Below are 18,200 nucleotides of genomic sequence, written 5' to 3'. Positions count from 1 at the left end.
GCGCGGGGTCGCGGCCGGCTTGCGAGGCCTGACAGGCCGCCCCTCCGCTTTGGGCGAGGGCTCGACGGCCGGGGCGACAGCCTGTTCCTTCGGCACGGGTCGCCCGGGTGCCGGCGCGGCGTTGTGTGCGTCCCGCGCCAGCGCGACCTTGCCGATCTCGTGGGTGAGCGTGTTGCGCTCGACCACCAGATGCGCGCGGCAGCCGCCGGAATGCTGCCAGAACTCGCGGTGCCAGCCGGCTGGGTTCTTCCGCTCATAGACCCAGCGCTGCCAGGCCGCTTCATCGGTCGAAGAGGGGTCCGGGCGCGTGCGGGTGGCATCGCCCTGATAGGCGAATTCCGAGAGGTCGCGCGGTCCGCAATAGGGGCAGGGGATGATCATGAGGTCAGTGCCATTTCGGCGTCGCCCCCTGGCCCTTCTCGTCGATGAGGATGCCGCGCTGGAACCGGTCGAGGGTGAAGGGGGCGTTGATGGGGTGCGGCTCGTCGCGGGCGATCGTCCAGGCAAAACACCAGCCGGAGCCGGGCGTTGCCTTGAAACCGCCGTAGCACCAGCCGCAATTGAGATACATGCCGGGAAGGGGGCCGGTCGCGATGATGGGGCTGCCATCCATCGACATGTCGGCGACGCCGCCCCAGGAACGCAGGAGCCGCACCCGGGCCAGCGATGGGAACATGGCGACCATCTCGCTCATCACCTCCTCAACCAGCGGCAGGTTCCCGCGCTGGGCGTAGGTGTTGTAGCCATCGAGATCGCCGCCGAAGACGAGGCCGCCCTTGTCGGACTGGGACATATAGAGATGGCCGGCGCCGAAGGTGACGACCTGGTGCACGAAGGGTTTCAGGGATTCCGAGACGAAGGCCTGGAGCACGTGGCTTTCGATGGGCAGGTTGTCGATGCCGGCAAGATGCATCACGCGGCTGGTCGAGCCGGCAACGGCCACGGCGACCTTGGGCGCGCGGATGTCGCCGCGTGTCGAGGTGACGCCGACGACCTTCTCCCCCTCGCGCAGGAACCCGGTGACCTCGCAATTCTCGATGATATCGACGCCGAGCCTGTCGGCCGCGCGGGCAAAACCCCAGGCGACGGCGTCGTGGCGGGCGGTGCCGGCGCGCGGTTGCAGGAGACCGCCGACCACCGGAAAGCGGGCCGAGCCGGAGACGTCCAGCCCCGGCACCATGCGGGCCACCTCCTCGCTGCCGAGCAGGACGGCGTCGCCGCCTTCGTGGCGCATCGCGTTGCCGCGCCGCGCATGCTCGTCGAGCTGGGCCGGGGTGTGGGCGAGATTGAGCACGCCGCGCTGGGAGAACATGACGTTGTAGTTGAGTTCGTGGGAGAGGCCCTCCCACAGCTTCATCGAATGTTCGTAGAAACGGATGTTCTCCGGCAGCAGGTAGTTCGAGCGCACGATGGTCGTGTTGCGACCGACATTGCCGGAACCGATCCAGCCCCTTTCCAGCACCGCGACATTGGTGATGCCGTGCTCGCGGGCGAGGTAATAGGCCGTCGCCAGTCCGTGGCCGCCGCCGCCGATGACAATGGCGTCATAGGATGGGCGCGGATCCGGCTTGCGCCAGGCGGGCTTCCAGTCGCGGTTGCCGCCAAGCGCGTTCCTGACGAGCGAGAAGACCGAATATTCAGCCATGGGGTGAGCGCACCGCGAAGGAGGTCATGGGCCAAGCTATAGGACAGCCGGGCGGCGGTGCGCAATCGCTGGCGGTGCTTCTTTCCAGTCGCGAAGGGATGGCGGGAGCGCGCGCGTCGCGGGCCGTTTTTCGCGTGTCGCAAACAGGCGCAGGCGGCCATGAGGTGGCGACATATGGTCCGTTGCGAGAGGGAGGCCCGAAACGGATGGTCGAGGGCTTCCGCAATGCGGTTGGGCGATTGGAGACGGCATGAAGACCGAGGCGCGTGCGGTGGTGATCGGAGGCGGGGTGGTCGGTGTGTCGACGCTCTACCACCTTGCGAAGAAGGGCTGGTCGGATGCCGTGCTCATCGAGCGCAAGGAGTTGACGTCGGGTTCGACCTGGCATGCGGCGGGGCTCCTGCCGCTGTTCAACATGAGTTACTCGGTTGGCCAGATCCACAAATATTCGGTCCGCTTCTACCAGGAGCTGCAGGAAGAGACCGGCATGAATGTCGGTTTCACCAACTGCACCAATATCCGGCTGGCGCGCACCAAGGACCGCTGGGACGAGTTCATGTATTACGCGGGCGTCGCCGAGACGATCGGCGTGCCGGTGAAGCTCCTGACGCCGGAAGAGCTGAAGGAAATCTGGCCGCTGTGCGAGACCGACGGCATTCTGGGCGCGATCCAGCATCTCGATGACGGCTACATCCAGCCGGCCGACCTGACGCAGGCGCTGGCCAAGGGCGCGCGCGACCTGGGCGCCACGATCCATCGCCACACGGCAGTTACCGCGATCGAGGCCCAGGAGGACGGGCGCTGGCTGGTGAAGACCGACAAGGGTGACATACTGGCCGAGCACGTCGTGTCCTGTACCGGCAATTTCGCGCGCAAGACGGGCGAGATGGTCGGCCTCGACGTACCTGTGATCCCCGTCGAACACCAGTATATCGTCACCGAGCCGCATCCGGCGATCGTGGAGCGCAAAAGCCAAGGCCTCCCCGAGATGGGCGTGCTGCGCGAGAGCGATTCCTCCTGGTACATGCGCGAGGAAAATGGCGGGCTGCTGCTCGGTCCCTACGAGCATGGCGCGCCGGTCTGCTATGTGGACGGGCCTTCCGACGACAGCGAATACGAGCTGTTCCAGGAGGATCTGGAACGGCTCATGCCCCATATCGAGACGGCGATCGCGCGCGTGCCGGCCTTTGGCGAGGTCGGCATCAAGAAGGTCTATAACGGCGCCATCGCCTATACGCCGGACGGTTCGCCGATCATCGGCCCGGCGCCGGGACTGAAGAATTTCTGGCTCAACGAAGGCCATTCCTTCGGCGTGACGGCGGCGGGCGGGGCCGGCTGGCAGCTGGCGGAATGGATCGTCGACGGCGAGCCGACCATCGACATGATGGGCGTCGACCCGCGGCGCTTCGGCCCCTATGCGACGCAAGGCTACCTCATCGAGAAGAACGAGGAGGCCTACGCCAACGTCTTCACAATGCACTATCCCGACGAGGAGCGGGCCGCCGCACGCCCGCTGAAGACAACGCCGGTCTATGACCGGTTGAAGAAGCACGGCGCCGTGTTCGGCTCCGTCTATGGCTGGGAGCGCGCCAACTGGTTCGCGCCGGAAGGCTATGAGGTGCCGGCCGACGAGATCGGGGTCGGGGCCGATGTTCTGACCAACGAGAACCACGCCCCGCCGCTGGAAGACGGGCGGATCGTGGAGCGCTGGTCTTTCCGCCGCTCCAACTATTTCGAGCATGTCGGCAACGAGGTCAAAAACGTCCACGACAATGTCGGCGTGCTGGACATGTCGGCCTTCGCCAAGATGGAGGTCTCGGGACCGGGCGCGCGGGCGTGGCTCGATTCGATCCTCGCCAATGCGATGCCGAAGAAGCGGGGGCGCATCGCGCTGGCCCATCTTCTGACGAAGCATGGCGGGGTGAAGAGCGAATTCACCGTGTATGAGTGGAAACCCGGCCGCTTCTACCTGGTCTCGGCCGGCGCCTATGAGGCGCATGACCATGACGTGCTGGCCAAGCTGGCGCCGACGGACGGTTCGGTGCGGCTTTCGCCGATCACCGCGCAATATGGCGTGCTGGTGCTGGCCGGACCGAAGAGCCGCGAGGTCATGAAGAAGTTGACCCGCACGAGCCTGTCGAACGCCGATTTCCCCTGGCTCTCGGGCAAAGCAATTTCGGTCGGCACGGCGACGGCGCATGCGCTCAGGGTCAATTTCGTCGGCGAGCTGGGCTGGGAGCTCCACCACCCGATCGAGCAGCAGAACGCGATCTTCGACGCGCTGATGGAGGCGGGCGCCGAATTCGGCATCAAGCCCTTCGGCATCCGGGCGATGACGGCGATGGCGGTGGAGAAGAGCTACCGGCTCATCCCGCGCGAGATGTCGATCGAATATTCGGCCTGGGAGAGCGGGCTCGACCGCTTCGTGCGGCTGGATAAAGGGGACTTCCTGGGGCGCGAAGCGCTGGTGCGGCTGAAGGATAAGGGGCCGCGATGGTCTTTCGTGACGCTCGAGGTTCACGGCGTTACCGACGCCGACGCGCGCGGCAACGAGGCGATCCACAAGGATGGACGGCTGGTCGGCCGTGCCACGCACGGCACCTATGGCTGGCGGGTGGGCAAGAGCCTGGCGCTGGCGATGGTCCAGCCCGAGGTCGCGGCGCAGGGTACGGAACTCGACATCACCATTCTCGGCAAGCCGCACAAGGCGACGGTGATCGGCGAAAGTCCCTATGATCCGGAGAACGCGGCACTGCGCATGGACGCATAGGCCCGGTGATCGCGCATAAGTGATGGGGTTGTAACCCGAATTGTTCCCGCGCGGCGTGTGCGGCGCGGGACTCGCGCTATCATGACGAATGATAGCACTTGGTCATCCAGCGGCGGCGCTGGTCCTCGGTGCCGCCTTCGTCTTTTCCTCCGGCTGGTCCGTGCCGGCGGCCAGGGCTGAACCCGTCGATGTCGAACTGATCATCGCAGCCGACGTCTCGCTCTCCATGTCCTACGACGAACTGCGCATCCAGCGCGACGGCTACGTCGCGGCGCTCACGCATGACTCGGTCATCAACGCCATCAAGGACGGCATGCACGGGCGCATCGCGATCGCGATCTTCGAGTGGGCGGGGGAGGGCTCGCAGTTCCTGGTCGTACCGTGGACGATCATAGAGAGCCGGGCGGATGCACAACAGGTCGTCCAACAGATGGCGCGGACGCCGCCGCGCAGTGCACGGCGCACCTCGATTTCCGGCGCGATCGCCTTTGCCGGCGACCTGTTCGCCGAAAGCCACTTCACGGGTATGCGCCGCGTTCTCGACGTATCGGGCGACGGGCCGAACAATAGCGGGCCGCCGGTCGTGCCGATCCGCGACGCGCTGGTGGCCCAAGGCGTGACCATCAACGGGTTGCCGCTGATGACCAATATGGGACCGGCCGGCCGTTTCGACATTGACGATCTCGACGACTACTACGCCAATTGCGTCATCGGCGGGCCGGGCGCGTTCTCGATCCCGGTCACGGACTGGGCAGATTTTCCCGAGGCTGTGCGGCGCAAGATCGTGCTGGAACTGGCCGGTCCCTGGTCGCCGACATGGCGCCGCTATGCGGAGCGCGAGGTGAAGGCGCTGACGGTGTCGATGGCGGGGGAGTATGACTGCATGATCGGCGAGCGGCGCTGGGGCGGCGGTCTGGTGCCGTGAGGCGGCCAGAAGCGGCCGCCTCGCACGAGATCCTGGAACTCTTTCCCCGTCAGGCCTTCGAAGCCGGCTGGAGCTGGCCGCGCCGCCGCTCGACCTTGAAGAGCAGGACAAGGCTGGCGGCCAGCAGCAAGGCCCCGTTGGCGGGATGAAGCGACATCGGCAGAGGATTGCCGCCTGCCGCGAGTGCGACCTGGACCAGATAGAGAAGGAACAGGACGCTAGCCCACCAGGCGAAGCCGCGCAGCCTTGGCACCAGAAGCGCGCCCGCCAGAAGTCCCAGGGGCGGTAGCGCCAGGGTGAAGCCAAGCGCCATGTGCAGGCCAATCAGCTGGGCATCGAAGAACAGGCCGAGACCGGCTGTCACGAACTGGGCAAACAGTGCCACCGGCAGCAAACGCGCAAGGAGCGTGAACCAGATCGGGGTGCCCAGATGCAGGTCGGTGAAAGTGTCGTGTCGCTTATCCATGCGGGATTGACCTTTCAGGGGGGAGGTCGGATTTGGGGGCCTCACGCGGTAGCCGCGTGACGAGCGCTCACAGGTTGCGTCTCCAGGCTGCCCATGTCGTGGAGGCTGGCGCGGACCGCTTCGGCAAGCGGCGTGCGGGGTTCGGCCTCCAGGAGTTCAACGAGGCGCGTATTGTCGAGGCGAACGGGATGACGCCAGTAGGGCGCAATCTCGGCCGCCTCGCGCATGAAGCTGTTGAACGGCGAGAGCAAGCGCATCGCCCACCAGGGAAAGGCCCGAACGGGGACATCCCGGCCAGCGGCCGAACGAATGGCGTCTGTCAGCCGATGGCCATTGTCGTCGTAGTGACCCTCGAATTGCAGGCGCTCGAACGGGCGCAGACGTTCCGGGCGGTCGAGAAGAAGAGCAAAGGTCTCGGCCAGATCCGGCAGATAGGCCCAGCTGTGGCCAGCGCCTCTTGCAGGGTTCATGATGCGCTTCACCGGCTTGCCGGGCGCGATCATGGCCTGGGAGAACCAGCTGGAGCGGGCGCCGGGACCGAAAAAGTCGCCGGCCCGCAATATGAGGGCCGGCACTTCGGGGGCAGCCTGTTCCAGCCGTTCCTCCAGCGCGACACGGATGGCGCCCTTGCGGCTTTTCGGTCGCTGGGCTGTATCCGAGCCGATAACCGGATTGGTTTTCGGATCGAAATTATACACCGTTCCCGGCAGGACGACCCTTGCCCCGCCGGCCGCACGGGCTGCCGCGATCGTGTTGTCGATCATCGGCAGAACCAGCTTTTCCCAATTGCCGTAATTGGGCGGATTGACGGCGTGAACGATCACGGAGACGCCTTCGGCCGCGCGCAGGACATCCTCGCGGCGCATGGCATCGCCCAGGAACCATTCGATCCGTCCCGCCTGTGCAGGTGCCTGGCGGGCCATTCCCCGCACCCGCCACCCGTGGCGCAACAGGGCAGCGGCGACGGCACCGCCGACACCGCCGGTGGCGCCGAGTATCAGTGCATGCTTCTGGTCACTCATGGCAGTCGCTCCTCGAAATTGATCATGCTGTGAAGATGGCGGGTGGCTGCATGAAATGGAATTGCAAACGTTCCTGCATCTGCTAGTCATAATTTTATGAGCAAGACGATCCAGTGGGACGATCAGCGCATCTTCCTGGCGGTTCTGGAGGAGGGGAGCCTGGCGGGTGCCGCGCGCAGGCTCGGCCTGTCGCATCCGACCGTCCGCTCCCGCATCGAGACGCTCGAGCGAACACTCGGCACAGTGCTTTTCACCCGCTCCGTGAACGGGCTGAGGCCGACTGAAGCGGCCGAGGCGCTGCTCGAGCCAGCGCGTGCGATGGCGATGGCTTCGGAACGCTTCGTGCGGCAGGCCTCCGCCAGCGGGGCCGAGATCGCGGGATGGGTCCGCATCAGCGTGCCGGAGTTCATGGGCATCGAGGTGGTGCCGGCCATGCTTGCACGGCTACGGGACAAGCATCCCGCCATCCGGGTCGAACTGTCGCTGAGCAACCTGCCGGCCGACCTTCTGGCCCAGGAGGTCGATCTGGCGGTGCGCACCGTGGCGCCGAAGCAGGGAGCGTTGTTTGCCCGGAAGGTGGCGGCGATACCGCTGGGGCTGTTTGCCTCGCCGGCCTATGTGGAGCGACGCGGCCTGCCGTCAGGTGTCGAGGATCTGGTGCGTCACGCGTTTCTTGGGCCCGATCGCAACCCCAGCGACCTGGCGTTTGCGGAGAAGATGGGGCTGAGGCGCGAACAGCTTGTCCTGCGCACAGACAGCCATCCCGCGCAGCTTGCCGCCGCGCGCGCCGGCCTCGGCGTCGCCGTGGCGCAGGTGCCGGTGGGCGAACGCGACGCGCAACTTGTGCGGCTGCTGCCCGATTTCGACGTCGCCATCCTGGAAACCTGGATCGTCACGCACGAAAATCTCGCGCGGGTGCCGCGGGTGCGCGCCGCCTTCGACAGTCTCGTGGAATCGTTCAGGATCATGGGGCGCGGCTGAGGCAGGGCGGCTATCGGTCGCCGCGGCAGATGATCAGCCCAGGGTTCTCGCCGTATTCCCCGGACCAGTCGGCCAGCGCGATCGTGCGACCGGTGAAACCGACGTCGCGATCATTGATGGTGCCACGGCCGGTGAGGAGGTTGAGGTCGCAATTGAGCGGTTCTTCCTCCTGCAGCGTGTCGAAGGAACTGTAGGTGTAGCCTGCCACCACGAAACGCGCGTCACGCCAGGCGACCGTGATCGTCGAGGACCAGCGTTGACGGCCCACGCCCCAGTTCTGTTCGGTAACGGCCAGCGAGCCGTTGGCCAGGACCTTCAGCGACGGCTCCTGTCCATGGAACCTTCGCGAGCCGCCGGTGCCCCAGAGCATGTCTGGACCGGAGAAGGCCAGCGACAGGACCCCATCCTCGGCATCCTCGCGGAAGTAGATGAAGAGGCTTGTGTCCGCGTCGTCGCTGTCCGACTGGACGAGCACGGCCAGATCGGGACGGCCATCGCGGTTGAAGTCGCCGATGGCGGCGTCGAAGAGCTCGTCGACGGCAAACGTCTGGGCGGAAGCAGCGCCCGCGAAAGACGATGCCAAGAGAAACGCGGCAGCTGCCGGGGCGGTGTATCGCATGCAGGTGATCCTCGGCGGGTTCAAGCAGCCAGCATCTGCTTTCGGTCGGCACGTTCCTGCTGCGGCGAGCGGGCGTAGAGTTCGCGGTAGCATTTGGAGAAATGGGAAGCGGAGACGAAGCCGCAGGCAACCGCGACCTCGACCACCGGCATGGAGGACTGAAGCAACAGATGGCGCGCCCGGTCGAGGCGGATCTCCAGATAGTAGCGGGCCGGCGAGCGGCCCATTTCGTGGCGGAAGAGCCGCTCGATCTGGCGCCGCGACAGCCCGACATGGCCGGCGATCTCGACCAGCGACAGCGGCTCGGCCAGATTGGCCTCCATCAGTTCGATGATCGACAGGACTTTCGAATTCTGGACGCCGAGGCGCGCGCGCAAAGGCAGGCGCTGGCGGTCGGTGGGGCTGCGCACGCGATCGGTGAGCATCTGCTCGCAGACGCGGTTGACGATGTGGTCGTCGAAATCGTCGCCGATCAGCTTGAGCATCATGTCCATCGCGGCGGTGCCACCGGCGCAGGTGTAGACGTTCTGGTCGACCTCGAAGAGATCGGCGAAGACGTGGGCCTTGGGAAAGCGCTCGGCAAAGCCAGGCAGGTTCTCCCAGTGGATGGCGCAGCGGCGGTTGGCGAGCAGTCCAGCCTGTGCCAGCACATAGGCCCCGGTGCACAGGCCGCCGATCGCCACGCCGCGATTATATTCCTCGCGCAGCCAGGCAAGGACCGTGCGGGGCGCGTAGGTCTCGATGTTGAGGCCGGCGCAGACAATGACCATGGAAGGACGTTCGGCGCCCGTCATCTTGCGCCGTTCGTCCTCGAGTGACGTGTCGACGGCGCATTCTACCCCGTTGGAGGCCTGAACCGGCTTGCCGTCGACGGAGGCGAGCCGCCAGCTATAGGCATCGAAGCCGAGCATGCGGTTGGCCGAGCGGAGCGGTTCCAACGCGGTCGCGAAGGCGACCATGGTGAAATCGGGCACCAGGAAGAAGACGATCGATCGTCTCACGGGCTGCACGCCAACCATGCCATTCTCCCGCTGACGGGCCAAATCACCCGCGCACAGGTCGTGTCGCGATCAGCAAAGGCTCATCAGGAAAGCGCTTGTCTGTCAATGGAATGTGCCGCCGCGGAATGGCGATTTTCCGCGCGCGGCCAACCGGTGCCCCGTGCTTGTGCAGGAGGGCTCAGACGAAGATGCCGTGGCGCGAGGCGGTGACCGCGCCGGTCTGGCCCGGCATGGTCGAGGCGAGGCGCTGGCGCTCGCGCACGGTGGTCGGGTTGAGGGGGCGGATGGTCTTCAGGAAGCGGAAGAATTTCATGATGGACTCCATGCAAATCGAGGTGTCACACGGAGCGGCCTTCTGGCGAAGTAGGCTGCCGTAGATGGGGCACATATATGCACACCATGGTGCGGCGAAAGAGACAGAAGCGAAGTCGGCCGCGCCAAATGCGACATGGCTTCAGGCGGCGATGTCGCGGCGCGCTTCGCGCCGTCGTTCGCTGCGCGCCGCGGGCATGTCGGACTCGTCTTCCCGGCGGATGATGTCGCGCTGAATCTCGGGCGGCAAGCTGAGAATCTCCAGCGTCTCGGCATAGCGTCGGCGGCGTTGGCGCCGTTCCGCAAGGTGGTGAAGGAATGTGTCGATCAAGGACATGGCGGTCTTCCCATGAGGCGGATGCGGGTGCCTCGATCATGGCGAGGCGCGGGTGTGGCGACACCCGAAACCGACCGGGTGCGCCGTCTTCACGAAGTCTCGTGACAATTCCTGCCACGACGGCCGGGCTGGCCTCCCGGGGCGTTCAGCCGTGCCGGCCGGCGGCCGGTGCGGGCGTGCTCGTAGGCCTCGTCGAACTCCCGCAGGAAGCGGGCCAGCCCGGCGACGAGGCGCATGGCCAGCACCCTCAAAACCGCACGCGGCGTGGGATCGGCGGCAGTTCCTCGATCCCGATGTCGTTGCGGATATGGGCCGGCAGTTCCCTGAGCACGCGTTCGGTCTGGCGGCGGCGGTGCACGGCCTTCATCCCGTCGACGAAGTGAGTGAAGGCGTTGATGGTGAACATGGTGACACTCCTTTTTCGCCTGTCGGGCGGGCACCATGCCCGCTCTCAGGACTTGACTATGGGGTCACTCTGGCGTTCAATCCAACGAAATGAAATGATGCCTTCATTCAGCGAAATTGATGTGAGCCATGAACGCACCTCTCAATCATCCCCTGCCGCTTCTGGACCTCGATCTGTTGCGAACCTTCGTTGCGATCGCAGAGACCGGGAGCTTCACGACCGCCGCAAGCGCTGTCTTCCGCACCCCCTCCGCCGTCTCGATGCAGATCAAGCGGCTCGAGGAATTGCTGGGGCGCCCCGTCTTCGTGCGTGACGCGCGGTCGGTGTCGCTGACGATCGACGGGGAGATGCTGCTTGGCTATGCGCGGCGCCTCCTGGCGCTGAACCGCGAGGCGGTCTCGAAATTCATCATGCCGGACATTTCGGGCGTGGTCCGGCTCGGATCGCCCGACGATTTCGGCGAGCGCGTGCTTCCGCATGTGCTCAAGCGGTTCGCCCAGTCGCACCCTTCGGTGGCGGTCGACGTGGTGATCGACCAGAGTTCCAATCTCCAGCGGCGGCTGGCAGATCGCACGCTCGACATGGCGATCCTGACCTGCCGGGGCACGACGCCGCCATCTGGCGGGGAGATACTGCTGACGGAGCCGATCGTGTGGGCCGGCGCCAAGGGCGGCTGCGCGCACATGCGCGAACCGTTGCCGGTCTCGATCTGGGAAGAGGGCTGTGCCTGGCGGGAAGGGGCGCTGACGGCGCTAGGTCGCGACGGGCGAAACTACCGGGTCGCCTATATGAGCGCCCACACGGCGGGTCAGCGGGCCGCCATCCTGGCCGACCTCGCCATCGCACCTCTGCCCAAGACCTTCATAGGCGACGAACTGGTCGAACTCGGCCACAAGGACGGACTTCCTGAAATCGGCGAATACAGCCTGGGCATGGTCGTGGCGGCAGAGCCATCGGCCCCCGTGCGGGCAGCCGCCGACCATGTGCGCGCCGCCTTCGAGGCCTTCAAGGAAACCGGCAGCTTCTAGTCGTCCGGGCGGTCAGGCCTTTGCGGCGACGCGCGCTTCGGCCGCGTGGCCGGGGCGCGGAGCTTCGAGCCATTCGACGATCCGGTCGCGCGCGGTACGCGCCTCCCGCATGTCGATCAACGGCCACACATGGAACATGCGCTCGGCCGTCATCATGGTCACGTCCACGCCGGCTGCCCGGGCCTTCTCGGCAAAGCTGACCGTGTCGGGATAAAGCAGATCGTGTGTGCCGGTGAGAACAAGGGCCGGCGGCAGGACGGCCAGATCCCCGAAAATCGGGCTGATGCGCCAGTCCGAAAATTCCACATCCGCGGCGAACTGCTCGAAGGCGTATCTGCCGCCCGGAATGTCCAGCCAGGGATCGATCAGCGCAATCTCGTGCGTGCGCGGGTTGGCCAGGGTGGCGTCGACGGCCGGCGATATCAGGACGAGGCGCGACGCCCGCGCCCAGCCTTCCTTGGCGGCCATCATCGAGAGCACGAGGGCCATGGTGCCGCCCGCCGAATCGCCCATCACGATGACTTCGTCATCATGGGTTACGACATCGCGCCACACCGCGCCGGCGAAGGCATAGGCATCGTGGAAATCGTGTTCCGGGGCAAGGGGATAGATCGGCACGCTCACATGGGCGCCGAGGCGTTCGGCCATCTCGGCGATCAGCCGCCAGTGAAAGGGCGTCAGCTCGAAACAGAAGGCGCCGCCGTGGAGGTACAGAATGCGGCGGGCAGGCGTCGACCCTTTTGGCCGCGCCTCGTAGACGGGCCATCCGGCGATCTCTCGCGTCTCGATGTCGAGGCGGGACGCCACTTTCGGCGGCGGACGGTGATCCTGGATCTTGCGGGTCCGCTCGATCAGCGCCTGCAAGCCCTCAGGGCTCCGGAAGGCCTTCTTGCGGGTGTGACGCAGGACGAAGGCGACGAGGCGGGACTTCAGGGACTGCATGGCGGGAACTCGATCGGGATTGCGCGACAGCCGGACCGGCTGTCGGCGAGGGCGGGTGGATCAGACTTTAGTATGACTCCGTGACCCGGGGATCGCAACGATTGCCGGGTGCCAGGCAGGGCGGGGGAACCATTTTCAGCGCCACGGCTTTCAGGCGCATGGGTTCTGCGTTGATTCGGGAGTAATTTGTCATGGCTGTCCGACCTGTCTGGAAGGGCCAGTTGCGGCTCTCGCTCGTCTCGATTCCGGTCGAGATGTATTCTGCCACCAACAGCGGATCGAGCATCTCCTTTCGCCAGATCCACAAGCCGTCGGGCAAACCCGTCCGCTACGAGAAGGTGGTGCCGGGCATCGGACCTGTCGATGCCGACGACATCTGGAAGGGTTACGAGGTCGAGAGCGACGAATATGTGCTGATCGAGCCGAAAGAGATCGATCGCATCAAGCTCGAGACCAAAAAGACGCTTGAACTCATCCAGTTCGTCGACATCACCGAGATCCCGCCGATCTATTTCGACAAGCCCTATTTTCTGGCGCCGACCGACGAACTCGCCGAAGACGCCTTCCGGGTGGTGCGCGACGCGCTCGCCCAGAGCCGCAAGGCCGGCCTCGGGCAGCTCGCCATGCGCGGGCGCGAGTATCTGGTCGCGGTGCGGCCATGCGGCAGCGGGCTGTTGCTCGAGACGCTCCACTACGAAGAGGAGATCCGCAAAACAGACCCCTTCTTCTCGTCGATCTCGAAAAAGAAGGCGGAGAAGGAGCTGCTTTCGGTCGCCGCCGACCTGATCGAGAAAAAGACCGCGCCCTTCGATGCCGGCGCCTTCAAGGACCGCTATGCCGATGCCATCCGCCAGTTGGTGGCCGACAAGTCGAAGGGTCGCAAGAGCAAGGTCTCGGTGGAGAGCGGCGGGAGCCGTCCCAAGGGCGACAATGTGGTCGACCTCATGTCGGCGCTGAAGAAGAGCCTCGAAGACAGCGGCGGCGGCAAGAAGCGCGCCGCATCCTCCGCCACCTCGCGGCGCAAGAAGTCCGCCTGAGGTCGCCATGGGGAAGGGCGATACACTGCTGAAGGAATACCGCGACAAGCGGGATTTTTCCCTGACGCCGGAGCCGGGCGCCAAGCATGAACCGCGCGGGGCCGAGGGCAATCTCTCCTTCGTGGTCCAGAAACACGATGCCACGCGCCTGCATTTCGATTTCCGCCTGGAATGGGGCGGGGTCCTAAAAAGCTGGGCGGTAACGCGCGGTCCGAGCCTCGACACGTCCGAAAAGCGCCTGGCCGTCAGAACCGAGGACCACCCGCTCGCCTATGGCGAATTCGAGGGCGTGATCCCGCCCAAACAATATGGTGGCGGGACGGTGATGCTATGGGACCGCGGCAGCTGGGAGCCGGAAAACGATCCTGAGGAAGGGCTCAGACAAGGCAAGCTCGGATTCACGCTGCATGGCGAGCGCATGAAGGGCAGCTGGGCGCTGGTGCGCATGAAGCCCCGTAAGGGCGAGAAGCGCGAGAACTGGCTGCTGATCAAGCACAAGGACGAGGTGGCGACGACACGCGGCGACATCACCCGCAAGTACCAGAAGTCGGTCGCCACCGACCGGACCATGAACCAGATCGCGAAGGGCGGGCGCGCGCTCGCGGCAAGCGATCTGACGGACAAGCCGAAGGCGGCGGCCGCCAAGAGGGCCTCCATGCCGCCCCAGAAGGCTGGCGCGCCGAAGGCTTCCAAGGCGAAGATGCCGCGCTGGCGCGAACCACAGCTGGCGACACTGGTCGCAGATGCGCCGGAGGGCAGCGAATGGCTCTCGGAACTCAAATATGACGGCTACCGGACGCTGATCGCGGTGGCCGGCGGCAAGGCGCGCATCTTCACACGGAACGGTAAGGACTGGACGGACAAGTTTCCCGGCATCGCCGCGGCCGCCGCCGCGCTCAATACGGACGGCACGCTGATCGACGGCGAGATCGTCGCCTTCGACGGCAAGGGACGCACGGATTTTTCCTCGCTGCAGAAGGCGATCAAGCAGGGCGGCGACATGTCCTGCTTCGTCTTCGACCTGATCATGGAGGACGGCAAGGAGATCGCCGACCTGCCGCTGACCGAACGCAAGGAACGGCTGGAGAAGATCGTGGGACGCGGGCAGGGCGCGCTGGTCTATTCGGACCATGTGCGCGGCAATGCCGAAAAGGTCTTCGCGGAGATCTGCCGGGCGGGACATGAAGGCATAATCGCCAAGCGGGCCGATGCACCATATGGTTCCGGCCGCAGCAAGGACTGGCTGAAGGTCAAGTGCACACGCCGGCAGGAATTCGTGATCGGCGGCTTTTCGCCGACCGACAAAAGGGCCCGGCCCTTCTCTTCCGTCCTGATCGGCGTGCAGGAAGATGGCAAATTCGTCTACAAGGGACGCGTCGGGAGTTTTTCGGCCGGCACGCTCGAAGAACTGGGAGAGACCCTGCCCAGCCGGGCGCGGAAAACATCGCCCTTCGACAGCCTGCCCAGAGACGTGGCCAGAGGCGCGCGCTTCGTCACACCGGATCTGGTCGTCGAGGTGGATTTCGCCGAGTTTACTGCCGATGGCGTGGTGCGGCACGGCGTTCTGAAAGGGATCCGCGGCGACAAGGACGCAGCGGAAGTGGTTCTGGAAGAAGCCGGAGGACAGGCCATGACAAGCCACGAGACGCGCGACCGGATCGCGGGCGTGAAGCTTTCCAGCCCCGACAAGGTGCTGTTCGAGGGGCAGGGCCTGACCAAAGCCGACCTGGCGGCCCATTACGAGCGCGTGGCCGAACGCATGCTGCCGCTGGTCGAGGGTCGGCTGGTCAGCCTCGTGCGCTGTCCCGAAGGCGAGGGCGGGCAATGCTTCTTCCAGCGCCACGACCACAAGGGTTTTCCCGCCGCCATGAAACGGCAGGAGATTGCCGAGAAGGACGGCGGCAAGGCGACCTATCTGCGGCTCGACACGCTGTCCTCGCTGGTGGCCGGCGTGCAGATGGGCACGCTCGAATTTCATATCTGGGGCTCGCGCGGCGACGTGCTGGAAAGGCCCGACCGGCTGGTGTTCGACCTCGATCCGGACGAAGGGCTGGATTTCGAGGACCTGAAGGGCGCGGCCTTCGACATCAGGGACAGGCTGTCCAACCTGGGTCTGGCGACGGTCCCGCTGGTCACCGGCGGAAAGGGCGTCCACGTCATCGCCCCGCTGACGCGGCGAGCGGCATGGCCGGAGGTGAAAGGTTTTTCACGCGGTTTTGCGCGGATGCTGGCGCAAGAAGAGCCGGACCGGTATGTCGCTCAGGCCTCCAAGGCCAAGCGCAAGGGGCGCATATTCATCGACTGGCTGCGCAATGAGCGCGGGGCGACGGCGATCGCTCCCTATTCGACGAGATCGCGGGAAGGCGCGCCGGTCGCGGTGCCGGTCTCCTGGGACGAGCTGAAATCGCTGAAGGCCGCCAACAGCTTCCGCATCGGCGACATGGAGAAGCGGCTGAAGGCTGCCGATCCCTGGGCGGAGGCTTCCAATTGGCGCCAGTCCATAACGGCGAAGATGCTGAAGGCAGTCGACGCCGAGATCGACTGACGCATCAGTCGCGCGCCCGCCGCGCCGCGCGCTCCTCGCGCGAGCGCCGGCGGGGCGCCGACTCGCCGTTGGCCGTTGCCATGCGGCGCTCCGGGAGGGGCACCGCGGCGGCGAGGTTTGGGAAAGGGTCGATCCGGTTCGGGATGGCCATGGCGTCGATGAAGAGCTGCTGGAAGCGCGGCTCCAGCGCCGTCTCGATCTTCTCGATCCACTTCACCGTCGTCTCGATCTCGCGTCGGTACTCGCGGTTGAGAAGCGCCATCAGGGCGCCCGTGCCGGCCGCGTTGCCCACCGCCTTGACCTCCGACAGGGGGCAGTCCGGGATGAGGCCCAGCACCATCGCGTATTTGGGATCGATGAAGGAGCCGAAGGCGCCGGCGAAGCCGATCGTGTCGACCTTTTCGACACCCTGCTTTTCCATCAGAAGCCGGATACCCGCATAGAGCGCGGCCTTGGCCAGCTGGATCGCGCGCACGTCGTTCTGGGTGACGAGATGCTTCTGCTTGCCGTCGTGCAGCACATAGGCCCAGGTGCGGCCGGTCTGGACGATGCGCGGGGTGCGGGCGGCCATCTCGCCGTCGACGACACCGTCTTCGGAGATGATGCCGGCCAGATACATCTCCGCCACGACCTCGATGATGGCAGACCCGCAGATGCCGGTGATGCCGAGCTGCTCGGCGGCTTCCGCGAAGCCCGGCTCGTCGGACCAGAGGTCGGAGCCGATGATCCTGAAGCGCGGCTCCAGCGTGGCCGGATCGATCCGAACCCGCTCGATCGCACCGGGGGCGGCACGCTGGCCGGCCGAAATCTCCGCGCCCTCGAAGGCGGGCCCGGTGGGCGAGGAGGCGGCGACCATGCGCTTCGAGTTGCCCAGCACGATTTCGGCATTGGTGCCGACATCGACGAGCAGCATCATGCGGTCCTGGCGGTGCGGGCCTTCCGATAGAACGGCGCCGGCCGCGTCGGCACCGACATGGCCGGCGATGCAGGGCAGCACGTAGACGCGCGCGCCGACATTGATTGTGAGCGCCAGTTCGCTGGCCCATGTATGGACCTCGCCCGAGACGGCGAGCGCGAAGGGCGCCTGGCCGAGCTCTGTCGGATCGATGCCGAGGAAGAGGTGATGCATGATCGGGTTGCCGACAAAGACGGCGTCGAGGATGGAATCGGCTTCCACCTCGCCCTCGCGGCAGGCCTTGGCGACGAGGTCGTTGATGGCGCCGCGAACGGCCTTCGTCATGGCCTCGCGGCCTTCGGGCTGCATCATGACATAGGAGACGCGGCTCATCAGATCCTCGCCGAAGCGGATCTGCGGGTTCTGGGCGCCGACGGAGGCCGCCACACGCCCCGAAAGCAGTGAGACGAGGTGCATCGCGACGGTGGTGGAACCGATGTCGCAGGCGATGCCGTAGGCCTCGTTCTTCAATCCCGGCCAGAGCGCGATGATGGTGGGACGCGAGGAATCGAGATCGCGGTGGATGGCGGCGGTGACGCCCCAATTGCCCTTGCGCAGGATCGACTGGACCTGCGGCAGGAGATGCTGGGAGACGAGCAGATCTTCCCAGCCCCATTCGGCCTCCAGCCTGACCTTGAGCCGGTCGAGATCGCCGAGCGGCTTGTGCATGTCGGGCTCGTCGACCTCGACATAGCAGAGCTGGACGGCGGGGTTGCGCTCGATGACGCGCTCGATCGGCGATTTGCGCACGATCTGGGCGTTGATCTGGACGTCCTGGGGCACGTCGATGACGAGGTCGCCCTGGATGGTGGCCGAGCAGGAGAGCCTGCGGCCGGGCGCCAGCTCGCGCTTTTCGGCATAGCGGCGCTCCTTGGCGCCGACGGGGGAGATGTGGTCGAGGGTGGAATTGATCTTGTGCTTGGCGAAGATGCCTTCCTGCACCTCGACCTGGCAGCGCCCGCAGGTCGCCCGGCCGCCGCACACGCTCTCGACATAGACGCCGAGCTCGCGCGCGGCGTCGAGGATGGGCGTGCCGATGGGAAAGCGCCCGCGCTTGCCGGACGGCATGAAGAGGACCAGCGGGTCGAGGGTCTGGGGGGAGGTCAATTCCGGTCAACCTGCATTCGACGTTTCGCCTATCCCCGCGCCAGCCTTGCCTCGCGGCCGCCGCGGCGGCGGCCCGCATCGCCGCCGGCCGGGGCTGCCGCG

Annotated in this window: 17 protein-coding genes and 1 pseudogene; 6 read left to right on the top strand and 12 right to left on the bottom strand. The window is 65.9% G+C overall.

What is annotated here, in order from left to right; translation table 11 throughout:
* Window positions 1–114: 114 nt before the first annotated feature.
* Together GRZ55_RS23485 and GRZ55_RS18870 are read right to left on the bottom strand one after the other, a co-directional pair.
* Window positions 115–381: pseudogene (locus GRZ55_RS23485) on the bottom strand (sarcosine oxidase subunit delta); the annotation flags it as partial.
* Window positions 382–385: 4 nt separating this feature from the next.
* Window positions 386–1,645, bottom strand: coding sequence for a sarcosine oxidase subunit beta family protein (locus GRZ55_RS18870; protein ID WP_169288515.1), 1,260 nt, complete (start codon window positions 1,643–1,645; stop codon window positions 386–388).
* Window positions 1,646–1,895: 250 nt separating this feature from the next.
* Between GRZ55_RS18870 and GRZ55_RS18865 the strand changes: the two genes are divergently transcribed.
* Window positions 1,896–4,415 (top strand): FAD-dependent oxidoreductase, encoded by a 2,520-nt coding sequence (locus GRZ55_RS18865; RefSeq protein ID WP_169288514.1) that lies wholly within the window; start codon window positions 1,896–1,898, stop codon window positions 4,413–4,415.
* Window positions 4,416–4,503: 88 nt separating this feature from the next.
* Window positions 4,504–5,340, top strand: coding sequence for a DUF1194 domain-containing protein (locus GRZ55_RS18860; RefSeq protein WP_169288513.1), 837 nt, complete (start codon window positions 4,504–4,506; stop codon window positions 5,338–5,340).
* Window positions 5,341–5,389: 49 nt separating this feature from the next.
* On the opposite strand, the gene GRZ55_RS18855 is transcribed toward GRZ55_RS18860, so the two are convergent.
* Together GRZ55_RS18855 and GRZ55_RS18850 are read right to left on the bottom strand one after the other, a co-directional pair.
* Complete coding sequence (locus GRZ55_RS18855; RefSeq protein WP_169288512.1) at window positions 5,390–5,806, bottom strand: DUF6220 domain-containing protein; 417 nt, start codon at window positions 5,804–5,806, stop codon at window positions 5,390–5,392.
* 41 nt (window positions 5,807–5,847) lie between these two features.
* Window positions 5,848–6,828 carry an NAD-dependent epimerase/dehydratase family protein gene (locus GRZ55_RS18850; protein WP_169288511.1) on the bottom strand — a complete coding sequence of 327 codons (981 nt, stop codon included), beginning with the start codon at window positions 6,826–6,828 and terminating at the stop codon, window positions 5,848–5,850.
* A 96-nt stretch (window positions 6,829–6,924) separates the two neighbouring features.
* Between GRZ55_RS18850 and GRZ55_RS18845 the strand changes: the two genes are divergently transcribed.
* Window positions 6,925–7,809, top strand: a complete 885-nt coding sequence (locus GRZ55_RS18845) for a LysR family transcriptional regulator (protein WP_169288510.1) — start codon at window positions 6,925–6,927, stop codon at window positions 7,807–7,809.
* 10 nt (window positions 7,810–7,819) lie between these two features.
* Here the strand turns inward: GRZ55_RS18845 and GRZ55_RS18840 are convergent, their stop codons facing one another.
* The 6 genes from GRZ55_RS18840 to GRZ55_RS18820 all read right to left on the bottom strand — a co-directional run bounded on the left by GRZ55_RS18840 (window position 7,820) and on the right by GRZ55_RS18820 (window position 10,484).
* Window positions 7,820–8,428, bottom strand: coding sequence for a hypothetical protein (locus GRZ55_RS18840; protein ID WP_169288509.1), 609 nt, complete (start codon window positions 8,426–8,428; stop codon window positions 7,820–7,822).
* A gap of 20 nt (window positions 8,429–8,448) precedes the next feature.
* Entirely contained in the window at window positions 8,449–9,447 is a 999-nt protein-coding gene (locus GRZ55_RS18835; protein ID WP_169288508.1) for a GlxA family transcriptional regulator, read from the bottom strand.
* Window positions 9,448–9,607: 160 nt separating this feature from the next.
* Complete coding sequence (locus GRZ55_RS23640; protein ID WP_256379818.1) at window positions 9,608–9,742, bottom strand: hypothetical protein; 135 nt, start codon at window positions 9,740–9,742, stop codon at window positions 9,608–9,610.
* Window positions 9,743–9,883: 141 nt separating this feature from the next.
* Complete coding sequence (locus GRZ55_RS18830; protein WP_169288507.1) at window positions 9,884–10,078, bottom strand: hypothetical protein; 195 nt, start codon at window positions 10,076–10,078, stop codon at window positions 9,884–9,886.
* A gap of 89 nt (window positions 10,079–10,167) precedes the next feature.
* Window positions 10,168–10,314: a hypothetical protein gene (locus GRZ55_RS18825; RefSeq protein WP_169288506.1), complete on the bottom strand. Its 147-nt coding sequence runs from the start codon at window positions 10,312–10,314 to the stop codon at window positions 10,168–10,170.
* An 11-nt stretch (window positions 10,315–10,325) separates the two neighbouring features.
* Window positions 10,326–10,484 carry a hypothetical protein gene (locus GRZ55_RS18820; RefSeq protein WP_169288505.1) on the bottom strand — a complete coding sequence of 53 codons (159 nt, stop codon included), beginning with the start codon at window positions 10,482–10,484 and terminating at the stop codon, window positions 10,326–10,328.
* 128 nt (window positions 10,485–10,612) lie between these two features.
* On the opposite strand from GRZ55_RS18820, the gene GRZ55_RS18815 reads away from it, so the two are divergent.
* The gene (locus tag GRZ55_RS18815) at window positions 10,613–11,512 is read left to right on the top strand and encodes a LysR substrate-binding domain-containing protein (protein WP_169288504.1); all 900 of its coding nucleotides are present in this window, start codon (window positions 10,613–10,615) and stop codon (window positions 11,510–11,512) included.
* Window positions 11,513–11,524: 12 nt separating this feature from the next.
* Here the strand turns inward: GRZ55_RS18815 and GRZ55_RS18810 are convergent, their stop codons facing one another.
* Window positions 11,525–12,454: an alpha/beta hydrolase gene (locus tag GRZ55_RS18810; RefSeq protein WP_169288503.1), complete on the bottom strand. Its 930-nt coding sequence runs from the start codon at window positions 12,452–12,454 to the stop codon at window positions 11,525–11,527.
* 191 nt (window positions 12,455–12,645) lie between these two features.
* On the opposite strand from GRZ55_RS18810, the gene GRZ55_RS18805 reads away from it, so the two are divergent.
* Both GRZ55_RS18805 and ligD read left to right on the top strand, forming a co-directional pair.
* Window positions 12,646–13,491 carry a Ku protein gene (locus GRZ55_RS18805; RefSeq protein ID WP_169288502.1) on the top strand — a complete coding sequence of 282 codons (846 nt, stop codon included), beginning with the start codon at window positions 12,646–12,648 and terminating at the stop codon, window positions 13,489–13,491.
* A 7-nt stretch (window positions 13,492–13,498) separates the two neighbouring features.
* Complete coding sequence (ligD, locus tag GRZ55_RS18800) at window positions 13,499–16,036, top strand: DNA ligase D (RefSeq protein WP_169288501.1); 2,538 nt, start codon at window positions 13,499–13,501, stop codon at window positions 16,034–16,036.
* A gap of 4 nt (window positions 16,037–16,040) precedes the next feature.
* On the opposite strand, the gene GRZ55_RS18795 is transcribed toward ligD, so the two are convergent.
* Window positions 16,041–18,059, bottom strand: a complete 2,019-nt coding sequence (locus tag GRZ55_RS18795; RefSeq protein ID WP_169288578.1) for an ASKHA domain-containing protein — start codon at window positions 18,057–18,059, stop codon at window positions 16,041–16,043.
* Window positions 18,060–18,200: the final 141 nt, after the last annotated feature.

It is taken from the genome of Chelativorans sp. ZYF759 (assembly GCF_012911015.1).
Classification (GTDB): Bacteria; Pseudomonadota; Alphaproteobacteria; order Rhizobiales; family Rhizobiaceae; genus ZYF759.
The sequence above is the reverse complement of the archived record's forward strand: the minus strand, read 5'-3'. Positions and strand labels throughout refer to the sequence as shown.

What these genes read in the sequence shown, in the direction of transcription:
- GRZ55_RS18820 (WP_169288505.1), bottom strand. Translation starts at nt 10,484, where the DNA reads ATGTTCACCATCAACGCCTTCACTCACTTCGTCGACGGGATGAAGGCC.
- GRZ55_RS18835 (WP_169288508.1), bottom strand. Translation starts at nt 9,447, where the DNA reads ATGGTTGGCGTGCAGCCCGTGAGACGATCGATCGTCTTCTTCCTGGTG.
- GRZ55_RS18845 (WP_169288510.1), top strand. Translation starts at nt 6,925, where the DNA reads ATGAGCAAGACGATCCAGTGGGACGATCAGCGCATCTTCCTGGCGGTT.
- GRZ55_RS18805 (WP_169288502.1), top strand. Translation starts at nt 12,646, where the DNA reads ATGGCTGTCCGACCTGTCTGGAAGGGCCAGTTGCGGCTCTCGCTCGTC.
- GRZ55_RS18825 (WP_169288506.1), bottom strand. Translation starts at nt 10,314, where the DNA reads ATGCGCCTCGTCGCCGGGCTGGCCCGCTTCCTGCGGGAGTTCGACGAG.
- GRZ55_RS18860 (WP_169288513.1), top strand. Translation starts at nt 4,504, where the DNA reads ATGATAGCACTTGGTCATCCAGCGGCGGCGCTGGTCCTCGGTGCCGCC.
- GRZ55_RS18795 (WP_169288578.1), bottom strand. Translation starts at nt 18,059, where the DNA reads ATGCCGTCCGGCAAGCGCGGGCGCTTTCCCATCGGCACGCCCATCCTC.
- GRZ55_RS23640 (WP_256379818.1), bottom strand. Translation starts at nt 9,742, where the DNA reads ATGAAATTCTTCCGCTTCCTGAAGACCATCCGCCCCCTCAACCCGACC.
- ligD (WP_169288501.1), top strand. Translation starts at nt 13,499, where the DNA reads ATGGGGAAGGGCGATACACTGCTGAAGGAATACCGCGACAAGCGGGAT.
- GRZ55_RS18865 (WP_169288514.1), top strand. Translation starts at nt 1,896, where the DNA reads ATGAAGACCGAGGCGCGTGCGGTGGTGATCGGAGGCGGGGTGGTCGGT.
- GRZ55_RS18840 (WP_169288509.1), bottom strand. Translation starts at nt 8,428, where the DNA reads ATGCGATACACCGCCCCGGCAGCTGCCGCGTTTCTCTTGGCATCGTCT.
- GRZ55_RS18855 (WP_169288512.1), bottom strand. Translation starts at nt 5,806, where the DNA reads ATGGATAAGCGACACGACACTTTCACCGACCTGCATCTGGGCACCCCG.
- GRZ55_RS18815 (WP_169288504.1), top strand. Translation starts at nt 10,613, where the DNA reads ATGAACGCACCTCTCAATCATCCCCTGCCGCTTCTGGACCTCGATCTG.
- GRZ55_RS18870 (WP_169288515.1), bottom strand. Translation starts at nt 1,645, where the DNA reads ATGGCTGAATATTCGGTCTTCTCGCTCGTCAGGAACGCGCTTGGCGGC.
- GRZ55_RS18810 (WP_169288503.1), bottom strand. Translation starts at nt 12,454, where the DNA reads ATGCAGTCCCTGAAGTCCCGCCTCGTCGCCTTCGTCCTGCGTCACACC.
- GRZ55_RS18830 (WP_169288507.1), bottom strand. Translation starts at nt 10,078, where the DNA reads ATGTCCTTGATCGACACATTCCTTCACCACCTTGCGGAACGGCGCCAA.
- GRZ55_RS18850 (WP_169288511.1), bottom strand. Translation starts at nt 6,828, where the DNA reads ATGAGTGACCAGAAGCATGCACTGATACTCGGCGCCACCGGCGGTGTC.